This is a genomic window from Actinokineospora auranticolor (assembly GCF_041897805.1).
In the GTDB taxonomy this organism is placed as follows: Bacteria; Actinomycetota; Actinomycetes; order Mycobacteriales; family Pseudonocardiaceae; genus Actinokineospora; species Actinokineospora auranticolor.
This window is the reverse complement of sequence record NZ_CP154825.1, coordinates 4,658,345-4,674,613: the sequence shown is the minus strand read 5'-3', so window position 1 is coordinate 4,674,613 and position 16,269 is coordinate 4,658,345. Positions and strand designations below refer to the sequence as shown.

Below are 16,269 nucleotides of genomic sequence, written 5' to 3'. Positions count from 1 at the left end.
CAACACCCCAATCAGCGGCCGGGGAGCCGCGTCGTGATCTCCTGCAGGATCCACTCGTTGCCGTCCGGGTCCGCGAAGGACGCGAACGAGGCGTAGCTGCGCCGCGCCGGGTCCGGGCCGGTGACCCGGCCGGTGGTCCCCGCGCGGTGGAACACCCCACCCGCGTCGTGGAAGACCTCGCTGACCGCCGCGCCGCGCGCCAGCAGCTCCGCGCGGGCCGCCTCGACGTCGGCCACCACCAGGTGCAGACCCCGGACCGCGCCCGGCGCCGCGTCGCTCACCCCGTCGCTCACCCCGTCGCCGAAGATGATCGACGCGGCCGAGCCGGGCGGGGTCAGCTGCACGACGCGGAAACCGTCCGGACCGGGGAAGTCGGCGTCGAGCCGCCACCCCAGCGCCTGGTAGAAGTGCTTGGCCCGGTCGACGTCCGACACCGGCACGACCACGACCTCCAACCCCATGTCCATCTCGCCGCTCCCGTTCCCCGCGGCCCCGTCGGCCGCCGTGCCACCAACGATGGCCCCCCGGGGACCCCCATCGCCCCCGGGTAACACCCTGGTCCGCCACGGGCACGCGCTACCGTGGGGAGCCAGGGTGGAGGGGGACGGGTGGCGGAACTGCTCGGCAGGCGGGACGAGTGCGCGGCGCTCGACCGCCTGCTCCACGGCCGCGGCCAGGTGCTGGTCCTGCGCGGAGAGGCCGGAATCGGCAAGACCGCCCTCCTCGACCACCTGGCTGCCCGGGCCACCGGTCACCGGGTCGTCCGGGCCTCGGGCGTCGAGTCCGAGCGCGAACTCGTCTACTCCGGCCTGCACCAGCTCTGCGTCCCCTTCCTCGACCGCGTCCCGGGCCTGCCGGACCCGCAGCGCGACGCGCTCGGCACCGCCTTCGGGCTCAGCGCGGGCGACCGGCCCAACCGGTTCCTCATCGGCCTCGCCGTGCTGACGCTGCTCGCCGAGGTCGCCGAGGACGAACCCCTGGTGTGCCTGGTCGACGACGCGCAGTGGCTGGACCGGATGTCGGCGCAGGTGCTCGCGTTCGTCGCGCGCAGGCTGCTGGCCGAGCGGGTCGTCCTGGTGTTCGCCACCCGCGAGCCCGCGCCCGAGCTGGCCGACCTGCCCGAACTCGTCGTCGGCGGCCTCCGGCCCGACGACGCCCGGCTGCTGCTCGACACCGTCGTCAAGGGGCCGGTGGACCCGAGGGTGCGCGACCGCGTCGTCGCCGAGGCGCACGGCAACCCGCTCGCCATCGTCGAGCTGCCCCGCACCTGGACCGACGCCGAACTGGTCGACGGGTTCACCGGACCCGCCGGGCTGGCGGGCAGGCTCGAGCGCGCGTTCGCCCGCCAGGTCGAGGCCCTGCCCGAGGACACCCGGCGCCTGCTGCTCGTCGCCGCCGCCGAACCCCTGGGCGACGCCACCCTCCTCTGGGCCGCGGCGAGCCTGCTCGGCCTCGGGGCCGACCCGGCGACCGCCGCCGAGGAGACCGGGCTGATCGAGTTCGGGCGGCGGGTGCGGTTCCGGCACCCCCTGGTCCGCTCGGCGGTCTACCGGTCCGCCACGACCAGCGACCGGCACACCGCGCACCGGGTGCTCGCCGACGTGACCGACCCGGCCACCGACCCTGACCGGCGCGCCTGGCACCGCGCGCTGGCCACCGCCACCCCCGACGAGGACGTGGCCGCCGAACTGGAGCGGTCGGCCGACCGCGCCCGGGCCCGGGGTGGGCTGGTCGCGTCGGCGGCCTGCCTGGAGCAGGCGGCGCTGCTGACCCCGGCCGCGGGCGACCGGGCCCGGCGGGAACTCGCCGCTGCCCGGTCCAAGCGGGACGCCGGGCTGCTCGACGCCGCGCTCGACCTGCTGGACGCCGTCGCCGCCGGACCACCCGACTCGCTGCGCGCCGCCGAGGTGGCGCACCTGCGCGGTCAGATCGCGTTCGACCGGCGCCGCGGCACCGACGCCGCCGGCCTCCTGCTGGCCGCGGCCCGGAGCCTGGCACCGCTCGACGCCGACCGCGCGCGCGAGGCGCGGCTGGCGGCGGTCTCCGCGACCATCTGGACCGACACGCCCGCCGAGGTCGGGACGCCGCTCCCGGCGCGCGTCCCGCCGCGCGCGGTCGACCTGATGCTGGACGCGCTGGAAACCCGCCTCACCAAGGGATTCCCGGCTGCCGCGGCGCCGTTGTCCGAGGCGCTGACCGCCGTGCTCGTGCTCGACGCCGCCGTAGACGAGCTGTGGTTGCTGGGCAACCGCGCGGGCGGTGTCATCGCCGCCGAACTGGGCGACTTCGCCGCCGCCCACACCCTCGCCGCGCGCCAGGTCGAGCGCGCCCGCGAGACCGGCGCGCTCGTCCAGCTCCAGTTCGCGCTGAACTTCCTCGCCGACGCGGAGATCCGCGCGGGCGACCTGGTCGCGGCCCGGGCCGCGGTCGAGGAGGACCGGTCGATCTCGGACGTCACCCGGAACCCGCCGGTCGGGTACGCCGCGCTCCTGCTCGCCGCCCACCAGGGGGAGGACGCGGCGGCGGCGATCGCGGCCGCCGCGCGGGAAGCCGCGGCGCGCGGGCAGGGCAGGCTCGTGGCGTACACCGACTACGCGCTCGCCGTGCTGCACAACGGACTCGGCCGCCACGACGACGCGCGGGACGCGGCGGCGCGGGTCGTCGAGCGCGACCGGGTCGGCTACCGGATGCCCGCCGCGGCCGAGGTGGCGGAGGCGGCCTCGCGCACCGGGGACGAGCGCCTGCTCGCGGCGGCCGTCGACCTCGCGGCCGAGCGCGCCCGGTTGACCCCCACTGACTGGGTGCTCGGCATCGATGCCCGCGTGCGCGCCCTGGCCGCCACCGGGGCGGAGGCCGACCGGCTGCACCGCGAGTCGATCGCCCACCTGGCCCGGGGCCCGCTGCGCGTCGACCTGGCCCGGGGCAGGCTCCTGCACGGGGAGTGGCTGCGCCGCGAGGGGCGGCGGGTCGAGGCCCGCGAGCAGCTCCGGACCGCGCACGCCGACCTGGTGGCGATGGGCCTGGCGGGCTTCGCCGACCGCGCGCGCCGCGAACTGCTGGCCACCGGGGAAACCGTCCGGAAGCGCGCCGCGGCGCCGGTCGACGAGGAACTCACCGCCCAGGAGTCGCAGATCGCCCGGCTGGCCCGCGAGGGACTGTCCAACCCGGAAATCGGCACGCGGCTGTTCATCAGCCCGCGCACCGTGGAATGGCACCTCCACAAGGTCTTCGCGAAACTCGGCATCACCTCCCGCCGCCAGTTGCGCGACACCGCCCTCGTTTCGCCGTGAACCGGTGAACGCGCCCGGTGCGCTCGGGCGCGTTCACCGGCGGCGGATCAGCAGACGCGCCAGGTGCGGGCGTAGGCGCGGGTGCCGACACCGGTGTCGTTGATCTTGGAGAGGGCCTGGTTGGCGTTGAGGATCTGACCGCTCGCGTTGTAGAGGACGGTCTGGGTGCCGTTGGTCTGGTTGTTGTGGACCGAGCCGGTGCTGGTGTTGAACGGGGCCGCGAGGGTGATCAGGTCGCAGGCCGTGCGGGACAGGCGGGTGCCGTTGAAGTTGGTGTCGCTCCAGATGCAGGCGTAGGCGTACGCGCAGTTCGCGGTGCCGAGGGCCGAGACGGGCTCGCTCGCCGCGCGGGCGCCGCGCTCACCCGGGAGGGGGAGGGTGAGGATCGTGCGGCCCTCGTCGAAGGCGATCTGGTTGACGCCGATCTGCTTGCCCGCGCCGTAGTCGTGCAGGTGCTTGTCCACTTGGGACTGCAAGGTCTCCTGGCTGTGCGCCGCGGGCGCGACCTGGGGTGCCGGTGTGGCGGTCGCGGCGCTGACGCCGAGGATCGCGGTGAGGGCGACCAACACGAGAACCGCCGCCGGTGGAAATCTGCGCATGTGTCCTCCAACTCCCGTTGTGGCTGCTTACGGCCATCGAATTTGGCGGAGGAAAGCGTAGTGCGGCAATGGTTGTGCGCATGTGTCACCGAAATGGCCCACGACATCGTCGCGCTTTTCGGACCCGATCGGATAATGTTCGGGAAATCGTGCCGAATTGTGGCTCCGTCTTCCATTCGGCGGTATTCCGGCGGGCGTGCCGCCGTCGTCCGAGGTCCGGCGCCCATTGGTCCACTGTGGACTGACGGGTGCGTGGCCCGGCCCGTCCGGTGCGGCTGATATTTCGCCTGTGTGAGTGATCGCGGACCGCCCGGTGGCCGCACTACCATCGCCCGTGATCTTGGGAGGCGACCGTGCCGCGAATCCGGCGTGTGGTGCTGGTGCTCGTCCTGGCCGCGGTGTTCGCCGCGGCTCCCGCGTCGGCGGTACCCGCGCCGATCACCGAGTACGGCCCCGTGCCGTCGGCGCTGCCGGTCGGCGGGGTGTGCGAGGTGGAGTTCGACCACTCGGGGGCGCTGTGGGTGGAGCAGTACGTGAGCAGCCAGGTGGCCCGCTTCGACCCGGCGACCGGTTGGTTCGCGAACTACTCGACCCCGATGCCGCTGTCGGTCCCCGGCGGCATGGACATCGACGCGGCGGGCGACCTCTGGCTGCCGCAGGTCACCGGCAACAGCCTGCTCCGCGTCGACACCGACACCGGCGCCATGACCGAGTACCCGCTGCCGTGGGCGAACGCGTTCGCCGTGCGCGCGCTGGGCATCCCGCTGCACACCGGCCTCGGCCTGGCCAACGACCTGGCCCTCGGCCCGGACGGCGCGCTGTGGTTCACCCTCGGCGGCCTGGACTCGATCGGCCGCTACGACCCGGCGACGGGGGAGTGGGCCAGGTTCCGCGTGCCGGGGGAGGTCCTGGGCGCGGTGGGGGCGCTGTTCGGCATCATCAAGCCCGGCCCGGGGCGCACGGTGGTGTTCGACCTGCCGCAGCTCAACAAGGTCGCCACGCTCGACGTGGACACCCACCGGTTCACCCAGTACACGATGCCCACCCCGCTCTCCTTCCCGGTCGGCGTGCGGACGGCGGCCGACGGCACGATCTGGGTCGCCGAGGCGCTGGGCATGAAGATCGCCCGCATCACCCCGTCGACCGGCCAGATCACCGAGTACCCGCTGCTCGGACTCAACGGCCTGCTCACCAGCGTCCTCGACGGCCTGGGCATCGGCAGCGTCGGCAACCCGCTGCCCATGCCCGGCCCCATCGCCGAGGCGAGCGACGGCCGCGTCTACTTCACGGTGAGCTTCCCGGCGGCCTTCGGCCTGGGCAACCAGATCGCCCGCTTCGACCCGGCGACGCACGAGGTCCGCACGTGGCCCACGCCGTCGTCGGCCTCGAACCCCTGCGACCTCAACGTCCACCAACCCGGCGCCGTCTGGTTCGGACTCTTCACCACCAACCGCGTCGGCCGCCTCGACATCACCGCGGACGGGTAGTCGGTGGGTCCCAGTAGCCCGGCGAATCCTCGTTCGGCGTCGCCGGGACGAGCCGGCGCAGGTCGCCGTCGCGGAACATCCGGACGCGGAAGAAGTCCTGCTCCTGGTCCATGAGGAACAGTCGCGGCATCAGGGGCCGGTACCAGTTCGCGGTACGGACCCGGTCGACGTCGCGTTGATCGCGAACCGCGCGGTCGTCGCCCGGCCCGTCGCGGCGTAACCGGTTGTTGACCGCCGCCGCCGACCATCGGGCCATGCCGCTGATCCACCGGATCACCCCTGCCCGGGAACAGGCCACCACCCACCTGGTCTGCGTCCCCCACGACGAGGCCCCCGACCGCTACCTCCCCCTCGCCGCCGCCCTCGGCATCGGCTACACCGTCTGGGTCGTCACCCCCGACGACCCGCGCTGCGCCGACGAGATCGCTCGAATCGTCCCCGGCGCGCCCGCGCTCTACGGGCACACGACCGCCGCGGCGCTCGACCTGGCCCGCGAGCTCCCCAACCCCGTCGGGGTGTTCCTCGGCGCGCCATTGCCCGTCGTGGTACCGAAAAGCCTGCCCTGCCCGACGCACCGCATCACGACCGGTGTGGACGTCCCGGTTCCCTGGCCGTCCCGCTGCACGCTCTCGACCCTGCCCGGGGCCGGTCCCCGGCCGCACCTCGACCACCCGCACGCGGTGGCGGCGGTCATCGAGGACCGCCTCCGCCACACCAGGATCCTCGGGACTCAGCGTCCTTCGGAGACGGCCACCGGGTCGCGCCCGTAGCGCAGGCTGGTGTTCTCGAAGGAGTTCGCGATGTTCGACAGGAACCGGCCCGCGGTCATCGGCTCGCGCACCGAGTCCAGCATCTGGCGGATCTCCGGTCGCTGGAGGGCGACGCGGGCCGCGGCGATCTCGTGGGCCGGGATGGCGCCGCCGGTGAGCGCGGACAGCTCCTCCGGCGTGCCCACGCACACGTCGGCGATCGACCAGGGGGGCGTGAGGAGCTTGTCGTGACCCATCGGGTAGCCGGGGATGGACACGGTGTGCGAGGCCAGCGGGTTGGCCAGGCCGAGGTCGTCGGTCACCTTGAGATCCGACGGCAGGAGCAGGCCGGGGAACCCGAGAGCGCCCGGTGACGTGACGACCGTGCTCTTCGCGGGCAGCGCGACCCAGTTCGCGCCGATCTTGATCACCAGGACGGGGCCGGTCTTGCCCGCCCGGGCGGCGGCGATGTCCTGGAGGTAGCCGGGCACGTCCTCGGCGTCCTCCGCGACGACCGGGTTGGCCTTGTGCGTCGTGTCGAGCCAGAACACGCGCGCGTCGGTGATGCTGTGCGCGCCGATCTTGTGGGTGAACACCGTGTCCGAGCGCAGCGAGGCGGCGGCGACACCGGCCCAGACCGCCAGCCCCAGCACCGGCACCGCGAGCCACTTGGTCAGCGGCACCACCATGAGCGGGAGCAGCAGGCAGAACAGCGCGGGCAGCAGCATCCGGGCGTGCATGTAGTCACCACCGACGCGGGTGACGTACAGGGCGAGCGCGAGCCCGGACACGGCGATCGCGCCGACCGCGATCACGGTGGGCCGGGGCATCCGCCGGAACACCAGCGCGGCGACCACGACGAGCAGCAGCAGCGGAATCCACAGCTGGTACGACGAGACGAAGTCGTCGAGGTAGTACCCGCCCATCTCCCACCGCGCCTTGCCGCCTTCCTTGGCCAAGGCGGTGTTCGGGGTGAGCAGGCCGTAGTAGCCCATGCGGAAGATCTGGTACGCGACGGGCAGCGCGCCCGTGATGGCCACCCAGAGCAGCCCGGCCCGCCAGCCCGGCCGCCGGATCGCGACCAGCGCGGCGAAGGCGATGGCGGAGACCAGCGCGTACTCGGGCCGGACCAGGGTGCCGACGCCGATCACCACGAGGGTGGGCCACACGGCGGTCATCGCCCCGGTGGCGTGCCGGACCAGCAGCCACCAGGTCCCCGCCAGCCACAGCACGCACAGCCCGGACTCCAGGCCCGACGTCGCGTAGTCCCAGTACGGGGACATGCCGAGCACGACCAGCGCGCCCGCGGGCACGATCAGCCGGGACGGGTGCAGCAGCCGGGCGCCCTGTAGACCCAGCAGCACCCCGCCGGCGGCGAACAGGCCACCGAGGACCACCGAGGCCCACTCCAGCCGGACACCGGGGATCAGGCCCGCCACGACGAGGACGTAGGTCCACAGCACGCTCGTGTTGGACTCGACGCGCTCGCCCACGTTGTACACGGGGCCGTTGCCCTCGAGGATGTTGCGAACCGTGCGCAGCACGATCAACCCGTCGTCGCAGATCCACCTGCGGTGCCAGGCGACGGCGGCGAAGACGACCACGACCAAGGCGATCGCGGCCAGGTTCCACCAGTCGCGGGGCGTCCGGCGGTCGATGAGTCGCGTTCGCTCTGCCTTGACAGCGGTCAGCACCATAGTTCCCAACCCGTAATTGTCCGTGCGCTCGGTGGCCGAGCCGCGCACCCCCAGCGTGCTCGGCACGCACCATACCCGGACCGGCCGGATGGTTCCCGTTGAGGCGCCTCCAGGCAGGGGCAAGAAAAGGTCAAGGCAACGTGAGGGGGAGTGTGATGCCGTGGTGGGTGTCCGGGCAGGGGCAGTCCTCGCGGGTTCTGGTGGTCGCGGTGGGGGCCGCGGTGAGGATGAGGGCGCGGAGGTGGGTGAGGTTGTCGGCGAAGATGCGGAACACCTCGGTCTGGGTGACGGACTCGCCCGGCGCGGTGCCCGCGTCGTGGTCGGTGACGAGAGCGACGGGTTGGTAGCAGAGCGCCAGCTCGCGGGCCAGGGTGGCTTCGGGCTGGGCCGTCATGTTGATGAGCGACCAGCCCTGCGCCGCGTACCACTGGGACTCGGCCCGCGAGGCGAAGCGCGGGCCGTCGATGACGACGGTCGTGCCGCCGTCGACCACAGGCAGGTCGAGGGTGGCGGCGGACTTCAGCAGGGTCTCGCGCAGCCCCGGGCAGTACGGGTCGGCGAAGGGGACGTGCACCGCGCCGGTGTCGAAGTACGTGCCGACCCGCCCCGACGTGCGGTCGACGACCTGGTGCGGCAGGACGAACGCGCCGGGCCCCGACTCGGGGCGCAGCGAACCGACGGCGCAGGGGGCGATGACCTGCCGGACGCCCAGGTAGCGCAGCGCCCACAGGTTCGCGCGGTAGTTGATCCGGTGCGGTGGGTGCCGGTGTCCCCGGCCGTGGCGGGGCAGGAAGACGACGGGGGCGCCGTCGACCCGGCCCCGCACCAGCACGTCGGAGGGGTCGCCGTAGGGGGTCTCGACGAGGATCTCCTCGACGTCGGCGTCGAGCAGCGAGTACAGCCCGCTGCCGCCGATCACGCCGAGCGGGGCAGGTGCGTCCTCGGTTCCGGGCATGGCCGTGCTCCCTTCCCGCGCAACCGCGGAACGGTGGTGAACGAGACGAGCCGCTGGGCGGCGGTTTCCACTACCTCCGGTGCCTTGCAGAACGCGATCCGCACCAGTTCCGCGCCGTCGCGCGGGTCGGCGTGCAGCGCGGCGGACGGGATCGCGACGACACCGCCGCGGTAGGCCAGGTCCAGGCACAGCTCGGTGCCGTCCGGGTAGCCCAGCTCCACCGCGTCGGCCTGCAGGAAGTACGTGCCCTCGCAGGCGTAGCAGCGCCACCCCGACCCGGTCAGCGCGTCGACCATCAGGTCACGGGCCGTGGTCAGCCGGGCCGTCAGCGTGGCGAGCCAGTCGTCGCGTTCGCGCAGCGCGGCGGCGACCGCGTGCTGGAACGGCGTCCCGGAGGCGAAGGTGAGGTACTGCTTGACCGTGCGCACGGCCCGCACCAGGTGCTCCGGCCCGCACACCCAGCCGACCTTCCAGCCCGTGGCGTTGAACGCCTTGCCCGCCGACGACACCACCAGCGTCCGCTCCGACATGCCGGGCCGCGACGCCAGCGGCACGTGTGCGACGCCGTCGTAGGTGAGGTGCTCGTAGACCTCGTCGGTGATGGCGACGAGCCCGTGGCGCAGGCAGGCCCACGCGATGTGGTCCAGTTCGGCGCGGGTGAACACGGTGCCGGTGGGGTTGTGCGGGGTGTTGACGACGATGACCCGCGTCCGGGGGCCGATGGCCGCCGCCAGGTCGGCCGGGTCGAAGGTGAACCGGCCGTCGACCGGGCGCAGCGGCACGGTGCGGGGCGTGGCCCCGGCCAGCGCGATGGCGGGCGGGTACGAGTCGTAGCCGGGGTCGAAGTACAGCACCTCGTCACCGGGCCCGGCCAGCGCGCAGATCGCGGCGGTGACGCCCTCGGTCGCCCCGGCGGTCACGACGACCTCGGCGTCGGGGTCGTAGCCGGTGCCGTAGTCGGCCAGCCGCTGCTCGGCGATCGCCTCCCGCAGCGGCGCGACGCCGTTGAGCGGCGGGTACTGGTTGTGCCCGGACCGCATGGCCTCGGCCGCCACGCGCAGCAGCACCTCCGGCCCGTCGGTGTCCGGGAAGCCCTGGCCCAGGTTGATCGCGCCGGTCCGCTGGGCCAGCGCGGTCATCTCGGCGAACACGCTGGTGCCCAGCGCGGCGAGTGGCTCACGCACGGGCCACCTCCCGACCCGGCAGCGGCGCCACCGCGGCGAAGGTCTCGACCCGGTCGTGCGCGCCGACGTCGGGGCGGCCGTCGCGCGGCCGCGACACCCCGGTCGTCCGCCAGCCCGCGGCCCGCGCGGCGTCGAGTTCGGGGCGGCTGTCGGAGAGGAACAGGACGTCGTCGGCGTCGATCAGCGCGCCGATCCGCCGGTACGAGCCGGGATCGGTCTTCGGCCCGACCGCCGACGGGTCGAAGTGGCCCGCGAACAGGTCGAGCAGGTCCCCGGCGTCGGTGTGCGCGAACCACTGCCGCTGCGCCAGGACCGAGCCGGACGAGTACACCCACACGCCGACGCCCGCCGCGGCCCACGCTCGCAGCGCGGGCGGGACGTCCGGGTAGACCTCGGCCCGCAGGTGCCCCTCGGCGAACCCGTGGTGCCAGATCAGGCCGTGCAGGACCTTCAGCGGCGGGTCCTTGCGGTCCCGGTCGTGCCAGTCCAGCACCGTGTCGACGACCCGGGACAGCGGCGCGCGGGGTTCGCCCAGGCTCTCCCGGATCGCGGCCACGACCGCCGCCGTGCCCGGCACGCCGCCGAGCAGCCACGGCCGCAGCCGGGGCCGGGCGTAGGGCAGCAGGTGGTCGCGCACGGCCGACAGCGGGCTGACCGTGCCCTCGATGTCGACGACGACCGCTCGGGGCACGTTCACCGCGGGCTCCCGGCGGGTGCCCGCAGTTCGTCCAGGGTGGGCATGCGGGACGCCACGGTGGACCCGGTGAACCCGGCCACCCAGCCGTCCTCCTCCTGGAAGAACCGGATCGCGCAGAAGTCGGGCCGCTCGCCCATGTCGAACCAGTGGGCGGTCCCGGCGGGCACCGACACCAGGTCGCCGCGCTCGCACACCACCGCGTAGACCTTGTCGTCGAGGTGCAGGTAGAAGCAGCCGACCCCGTCGACGAAGAACCGGACCTCGTCCTCGTCGTGGGTGTGCTCGTCGAGGAAGCGGCACCGGGCGGCCACCGCCTGGCGGGTCCACTCCGGGTCGTCGTCGCGCGGCACCATCCGGATGACGTCGACGATCGGGAACTCGCCGCGCAGCGCGTCGACGTCGGCGGCGTAGGCGGCCAGCACCTCGGCGGGGCCGTCGGTGTCGGCGAGGTCGGTGGTCGGCCACCGGTCCAGCCGCACCCCGAACGGGGCCAGCTCGGCGGCGATGACCGCGACGTCGGTGGTGGACAGCGACACCGACGACCGGTCGGTGTCCGACATGATCCGCAGCAGGGTCACGGCGCGCTCCAGGGGGAAGTGGTCAGCAGGTGGGTCAGCCGGGCCAGGCTCTCCACGCACTCCATCCGGTGCCGGGCCGCGGCCAGGGTCGGCGCCCAGGTGGTGGCGCCGTGCCCGGCGATGAGCAGGGCGGGCGGCGCGTGCGGCCCGAGCAGGCGGGTGGCGTCGGCGGCGATGCGCGGCACGTCCGGCCAGTTGGGCAGCACGGGGATGCTCACCTGGTCGGTGGCGCCCAGGCCCTTGATGATCTCCAGGCCGGAGAACCGCGCGCGGTCGCCGCCGCGCAGCGACAGCACGGTGGCGTACGGGGGGTGGGCGTGCACGACCGCGCCGCAGTCGGGGAACAACCGGTAGAGCGCGGTGTGGATCGAGGTCTCGGCGGATGGCCGCGGCCCGTCGGGGTCGACCGGCGCGCTGTCGGCGATCCGCACCTCGACCACGTCGTCGGTGGTCAGCTCACCCTTGCCGCGCCCTCTGGCGGTGATCAACGCCGTGTCGCCGCCGGGCAGCCGCACGGACAGGTTCCCGGCCGTGCCCTCCATCCAGCCCTTCGCGTAGAGCCGGGCCGCCGCCGCGGCCAGGTCGAGCCCGAGGTCGGCGAACACCGTCATGACGCCGCCTCCCGCCGGATCTCGTTGCGGTGCACGCCGTTCTCCGTGACCACCGCGGTGACCAGGTCGGCGGGCACGACGTCGAACGCCGGGTTGTACGCGCCGGTACCCGGCGGCGTGATCGGCGCACCGGCCAGCGCGGTCACCTCGGCGGGGTCGCGGTGCTCGATCTCGATCCCCGCGCCGGACGCGAGTGCCCGGTCCACAGTGGACTCGGGGGACACCACGACGAACGGCACCCCGGCCCGGTTCGCGGCCAGCGCCAGCGGGTACGTGCCGATCTTGTTCGCCACGTCCCCGTTGAGGCACACCCGGTCCGCGCCGACCAGCACGCAGTCCACCAGACCGGTGGCGATGGCCGTGGGTCCGGCGGAGTCCACGCACATCCGGTGCGGGATACCGGCCTCGGCCAGCTCCCACGCCGTCAGCCGCGCGCCCTGCAACAGCGGTCGCGTCTCGCCGAAGAGCACCTCCTCGACCTGACCCGCCTCGGCCAGCGTCCGGATCGTGCCCAGCGCCGTGCCCCAGGCGACGGTGGCGAGCCTGCCGGTGTTGCAGTGGGTCAGCAGCCGCAGCGGGCGCCGCTTGGTCACCCGGCGCACCAGGTCCGCCGCCCGGCTCGCTACCGCGCGGTTGACGTGCTCGTCCTCCACGACCATCGCCAACGCCTCGCGCAGCACGGCGTCCGGACCGAACGCCAGCTTCGACACCGCGCGTTCCACGGCCCAGCCCAGGTTCACCGCCGTCGGCCGGGCCGCGGCGATCCGGCGGGCGTCGGCGCGCACCGCCACCTCGTCGCAGCGTCCGTCCACACCCGACCCGCCCACGCGGTGCGCCGCCGCGGACAGCGCGACCGCGAGGGCGCCCGCGACGCCGATCGCGGGGGCGCCGCGGATCGCCAGCCGCCGGATCGCGGCGATCACCTCGTCCACCGTGGACAGCCGCAGCAGCCGGTACGCGCCGGGCAGCGCGCACTGGTCCACGGCCACCACCGCGCCGTCGTCCCACGACAGGGACCGGTCCCCGGGCAGCACGTCAGCTCACCTCGCCGATGGCCGAGCCCAGCGCCTCGCTGATCTCCAGCTCGCTGAGCAGCGCGGCCACCGCCGCCTCGGACATGCCCTCGACCCGGCGCAGCACCCGCAGGAACGCCTCGGTGCGCTCACCGCGGCGCGCGGTGACCTCGGCGGCCAGCAGCGCCACGGTCGAGCGGTCGAACGCCACGTCGATCGACAGCGGCACCCCCAGCCGGTCCCGGACCCGGGTCACGACCTGGGTGGCCAGCAGCGAGTGGCCGCCGATCAGGAAGAAGTCGTCGTCGCGGCCGACCGACGCCACGCCGAGCACCTCGGCGAAGATCGCCGCGACCTCCCGCTCGGTCTCGTCGCGCGGCGGCGCGTGGCCCGTGCCCGCGCCGTCGACCGGCAGCTCCAGCAGCTTCGCGCGGTCCAGCTTCCCGTTGGGGGTCAACGGGAACTCGGGCAGCGTGTGGAAGTGCGCGGGCACCATGTACTGCGGCAGGCTGGCCGCCGCGTGCGTGCGCAGGTCCGCGCCGCTGAGCGACTCGTCGGCGGTGACGACGTACCCGACCAGCCGGGCGTCGTCGGGGCCGAAGGCGCGCAGCGCCACGTACGCGCGGCCCACGGCGGGGTGCGCGGTGAGCACGGTCTCGATCTCGCCCGGCTCGATCCGGAAACCGCGCAGCTTCACCTGGTGGTCGGCGCGGCCCAGGTACTCCAGCACGCCGTCGGGCCGGTAGCGGACCAGGTCGCCGGTGCGGTAGACGCGGGTACCGGGGCAGGCGGGCAGGTCCGCGCGGAACCGGTCGCCGGTCAGGTCCGGCCTGCCCCGGTAGTGCCGGGCCAGGCCGACACCGCCGATGTACAGCTCGCCGACGGCCCCGATGGGCGCGGTCTGGCCCTGGCGGTCGACCACGTGCAGCGTGGTGTTCCCGATGGGGGTGCCGATCGGCGGCGGCGCGCCGAGGTCGTGCTCGGTGATCCGGTGCATGGTGGAGAACACCGTGGTCTCGGTGGGGCCGTAGAGGTTCCACACGTCCGCGACCCGCCGGTACAGCCCGGCCGCGACGACCTCCGGCATCGCCTCGGCGGTGCACGTGGCCAGCCGCAGCGCGCCCGGCTCCAGCCCGGCGTCGAGCAGCAGCTGCCAGGTGGTCGGGGTGGCCTGCAGCGCGGTCAGCCCGAACTCGGCGATCAGCCGCCGCAGCCGCGCCCCGTCCGCGGCGGCCTCCTTGCCGCCGACGACCACGGTCGCGCCGATCAGCAGCGGCAGGTACAGCTCCGGCACCGCCATGTCGAACGACAGCGAGGCCAGCGACCCGCACACGTCCGAGGCCACCAGCCCCAGCCGGTCGCGCATCGAGCACAGCAGGTTCACCAGGCCCCGGTGCTCGACCACCACGCCCTTGGGGCGCCCGGTAGAACCGGACGTGTAAATCACGTACGCCACGTCGTCCGCGGCGGGCCTGCGCGCGGGCGCGGTGGGTCGCGCGGCGCGCACCCGGGGCCCGTCGGGGTCGACCAGCAGCAGCGACCGGGTGTCGAACGGCATGGTCAGCCCGGCGCCCGCCACCACGATCCCGACCTTGGAGTCCTCCAGCATGTAGGCGAGCCGGTGCACCGGGTAGGTCGGGTCCAGCGGCACGTAGTGCGCGCCGGTCTTGAGCACGCCGAGCAACGCGACCAGGGTGTCCGCGCCGCGCTCCAGGCACACCGCGACGCCGCTGCCGTGCTCGACGCCGAGTTCCAGCAGCGCGTTCGCCAGCCGGTTCGAGCGGCGCTCCAGCTCCGCGTAGGTCAGGCTCGCGCCCTCGGAGCGCACCGCGACCTTGTCCGGCGCGCGCCGGGCCTGCTCGGCGACCAGGTCGACGACCGTGCGGTGCGTCGGGTAGCCGATCTCGGTGTCGTTCCAGGTCGCGATGAGGTCCAGCTCGGCCTTGGGCACCAGCGGCAGCGCGCCGACCCGGGTGGCGGGCGCGGCGGCGATCCCGCGCAGCAGCGCCACGAACCGCTCGGCGAGCCGGTCGGCGGTGGTCGGGCCGAACAGCGCGGTGTTGTACTCCAGGCGACCGGTCAGCTCGTCGCCGTCCTCCTCCATGACCAGTTCCAGCTCGACCCGCGCGGTGCCGTTGGTGATGCCGCGCGGGATCATGCTCACGCCGGGGCCCAGCGGGATCCGCTCCTCGCTGATCGGGGTGTTCCCGAAGCCGAACATCACCTGGTAGACCGGGTTGCGGCTGCTGTCGCGGCGCTGCTTGAGCGCCTCCACGACCGCGCCGAAGGGCAGTTCCTGGTGGCCGAACCCGTCGAGCACGGCGTCGCGCACCCGGGCCAGCAGGTCGGTGAACGCCGGGTCGTCGGCCAGGTCGGCGCGCAGCGCGACGGTGTTGAGGAACGGGCCGATCAGCGCGTCCACCTCCGGCTTGCCCCGGCCCGCGACCGGCACGCCGACGGCGAAGTCGTCCTGGCCCGCGTGCCGGGCCAGCAGCACCTGGTAGGTGGCCAGCAGCAGCATGAACAGCGTGCACCCCTCGCGCTCGGCCAGCGCCCGCAGCTGCCCGGTGAGCCGGGCGGGGACGCGGAACCACTTGGTGGCGCCGTCGAAGGTCTGCCGCGGCGGGCGCGGGAAGTCGGTGGCCAGGTCGAGCGCGGGCACCCCGGAGAGCAGCTCGGTCCAGTAGCCGACCAGCTTCTCCCGGCGCCGCCCGGACAGCCACTCCCGCTGCCAGGTCGCGTAGTCGGCGTACTGGACGGCGGGCTCGGGCAGCTCGGGGGCGCGCGGGTCGGTCAGCTGCCGGTAGAGGCCGACGATCTCGTTGGCCAGCACGCCCAGGGAGATCCCGTCGGCGATGGCGTGGTGCGCGACCCACAGCAACAGGTGCTCGGTGGCGGAGAAGCGGATCAGCACCGACCGCAGCAGCGGACCCCGCGCCGGGTCGAACACCGTGCGCACGGTCTGCCGGATCAGCTCCTCGGCGCGGCGCTCCCGCTCGGCGGTCGGCAACCCGGACAGGTCGACCAGCGCCAGTTGCGGCATCTCGGCCGGTTCCGCGATCCGGTGCACGATCCGGCCCTCGTGCTCGACCAGGCTCGCGCGCAGCACCTCGTGCCTGCGCTCGACCTCGGCGAGCACGGCCACCAGCACGTCGACGTCGAGTTCGCCGGTGAGGGTGAAGGAGAACGGGATCGTGTAGGTGGGCTGGGTGGGCGCGATCTGGTGCAGGAACCAGAACTGCTCCTGCACGGGCGCCGCGGGCAGCGGCGCGCCGTCGCGGGGCAGCGCGACCAGCGGCCGCTCGGCGGGCACCGACGGGGCGGCGGTCGAGCGCAGCGTGGCCATGACCCTGGCCCGCTGCTCCGGGCTCAGCCTGGCCAGTCTGGAGAGGGCGTCGCTCACCGGTCT

General features: G+C 74.1%; 14 protein-coding genes. 3 read left to right on the top strand and 11 right to left on the bottom strand.

What is annotated here, in order from left to right; translation table 11 throughout:
- Nucleotides 1-11 precede the first annotated feature (11 nt).
- A complete protein-coding gene (locus tag V5P93_RS20615) occupies nucleotides 12-467 on the bottom strand; it encodes a VOC family protein (RefSeq protein ID WP_104482971.1) in 456 nt (151 codons plus the stop codon).
- Nucleotides 468-608: 141 nt separating this feature from the next.
- Here V5P93_RS20615 and V5P93_RS20610 point away from each other — a divergent pair, with 141 nt between their 5' ends.
- Nucleotides 609-3,290, top strand: coding sequence for a LuxR family transcriptional regulator (locus tag V5P93_RS20610; RefSeq protein ID WP_245931728.1), 2,682 nt, complete (start codon nucleotides 609-611; stop codon nucleotides 3,288-3,290).
- 47 nt (nucleotides 3,291-3,337) lie between these two features.
- Here V5P93_RS20610 and V5P93_RS20605 read toward each other — a convergent pair whose 3' ends face one another.
- Nucleotides 3,338-3,889 carry a hypothetical protein gene (locus V5P93_RS20605; RefSeq protein WP_146108357.1) on the bottom strand — a complete coding sequence of 184 codons (552 nt, stop codon included), beginning with the start codon at nucleotides 3,887-3,889 and terminating at the stop codon, nucleotides 3,338-3,340.
- Between the two features lie 353 nt (nucleotides 3,890-4,242).
- On the opposite strand from V5P93_RS20605, the gene V5P93_RS20600 reads away from it, so the two are divergent.
- Nucleotides 4,243-5,376, top strand: coding sequence for a hypothetical protein (locus V5P93_RS20600; protein ID WP_104482968.1), 1,134 nt, complete (start codon nucleotides 4,243-4,245; stop codon nucleotides 5,374-5,376).
- On the opposite strand, the gene V5P93_RS20595 is transcribed toward V5P93_RS20600, so the two are convergent.
- Nucleotides 5,360-5,632 carry a hypothetical protein gene (locus V5P93_RS20595; RefSeq protein WP_181043899.1) on the bottom strand — a complete coding sequence of 91 codons (273 nt, stop codon included), beginning with the start codon at nucleotides 5,630-5,632 and terminating at the stop codon, nucleotides 5,360-5,362. The two genes, V5P93_RS20600 and V5P93_RS20595, sit on opposite strands and share 17 nt — an antisense overlap.
- Between V5P93_RS20595 and V5P93_RS20590 the strand changes: the two genes are divergently transcribed.
- Nucleotides 5,631-6,146, top strand: coding sequence for a hypothetical protein (locus tag V5P93_RS20590; RefSeq protein ID WP_146108356.1), 516 nt, complete (start codon nucleotides 5,631-5,633; stop codon nucleotides 6,144-6,146). The two genes, V5P93_RS20595 and V5P93_RS20590, sit on opposite strands and share 2 nt — an antisense overlap.
- On the opposite strand, the gene V5P93_RS20585 is transcribed toward V5P93_RS20590, so the two are convergent.
- The 8 genes from V5P93_RS20585 to V5P93_RS20550 all read right to left on the bottom strand — a co-directional run bounded on the left by V5P93_RS20585 (nucleotide 6,107) and on the right by V5P93_RS20550 (nucleotide 16,263).
- The gene (locus tag V5P93_RS20585; protein ID WP_146108355.1) at nucleotides 6,107-7,888 is read right to left on the bottom strand and encodes a hypothetical protein; all 1,782 of its coding nucleotides are present in this window, start codon (nucleotides 7,886-7,888) and stop codon (nucleotides 6,107-6,109) included. The genes V5P93_RS20590 and V5P93_RS20585 overlap by 40 nt on opposite strands.
- Before the next feature lie 64 nt (nucleotides 7,889-7,952).
- Complete coding sequence (locus V5P93_RS20580) at nucleotides 7,953-8,777, bottom strand: S-methyl-5'-thioadenosine phosphorylase (protein WP_104482965.1); 825 nt, start codon at nucleotides 8,775-8,777, stop codon at nucleotides 7,953-7,955.
- A complete protein-coding gene (locus tag V5P93_RS20575; RefSeq protein ID WP_342752328.1) occupies nucleotides 8,738-9,961 on the bottom strand; it encodes an aminotransferase class I/II-fold pyridoxal phosphate-dependent enzyme in 1,224 nt (407 codons plus the stop codon). The genes V5P93_RS20580 and V5P93_RS20575 overlap by 40 nt, the downstream gene beginning before the upstream one ends.
- Nucleotides 9,954-10,658: an acireductone synthase gene (gene mtnC, locus V5P93_RS20570; RefSeq protein ID WP_181043898.1), complete on the bottom strand. Its 705-nt coding sequence runs from the start codon at nucleotides 10,656-10,658 to the stop codon at nucleotides 9,954-9,956. Before mtnC ends, V5P93_RS20575 begins: the two co-directional genes overlap by 8 nt.
- Nucleotides 10,655-11,236 (bottom strand): acireductone dioxygenase, encoded by a 582-nt coding sequence (locus V5P93_RS20565; RefSeq protein ID WP_104482963.1) that lies wholly within the window; start codon nucleotides 11,234-11,236, stop codon nucleotides 10,655-10,657. Before V5P93_RS20565 ends, mtnC begins: the two co-directional genes overlap by 4 nt.
- The gene (mtnB, locus tag V5P93_RS20560; protein WP_104482962.1) at nucleotides 11,233-11,847 is read right to left on the bottom strand and encodes a methylthioribulose 1-phosphate dehydratase; all 615 of its coding nucleotides are present in this window, start codon (nucleotides 11,845-11,847) and stop codon (nucleotides 11,233-11,235) included. Before mtnB ends, V5P93_RS20565 begins: the two co-directional genes overlap by 4 nt.
- Nucleotides 11,844-12,881 carry an S-methyl-5-thioribose-1-phosphate isomerase gene (gene mtnA / locus V5P93_RS20555; RefSeq protein ID WP_104482961.1) on the bottom strand — a complete coding sequence of 346 codons (1,038 nt, stop codon included), beginning with the start codon at nucleotides 12,879-12,881 and terminating at the stop codon, nucleotides 11,844-11,846. Before mtnA ends, mtnB begins: the two co-directional genes overlap by 4 nt.
- A 1-nt stretch (nucleotide 12,882) precedes the next feature.
- Nucleotides 12,883-16,263 (bottom strand): non-ribosomal peptide synthetase, encoded by a 3,381-nt coding sequence (locus V5P93_RS20550; RefSeq protein WP_104482960.1) that lies wholly within the window; start codon nucleotides 16,261-16,263, stop codon nucleotides 12,883-12,885.
- Between the last annotated feature and the right edge of the window lie 6 nt (nucleotides 16,264-16,269).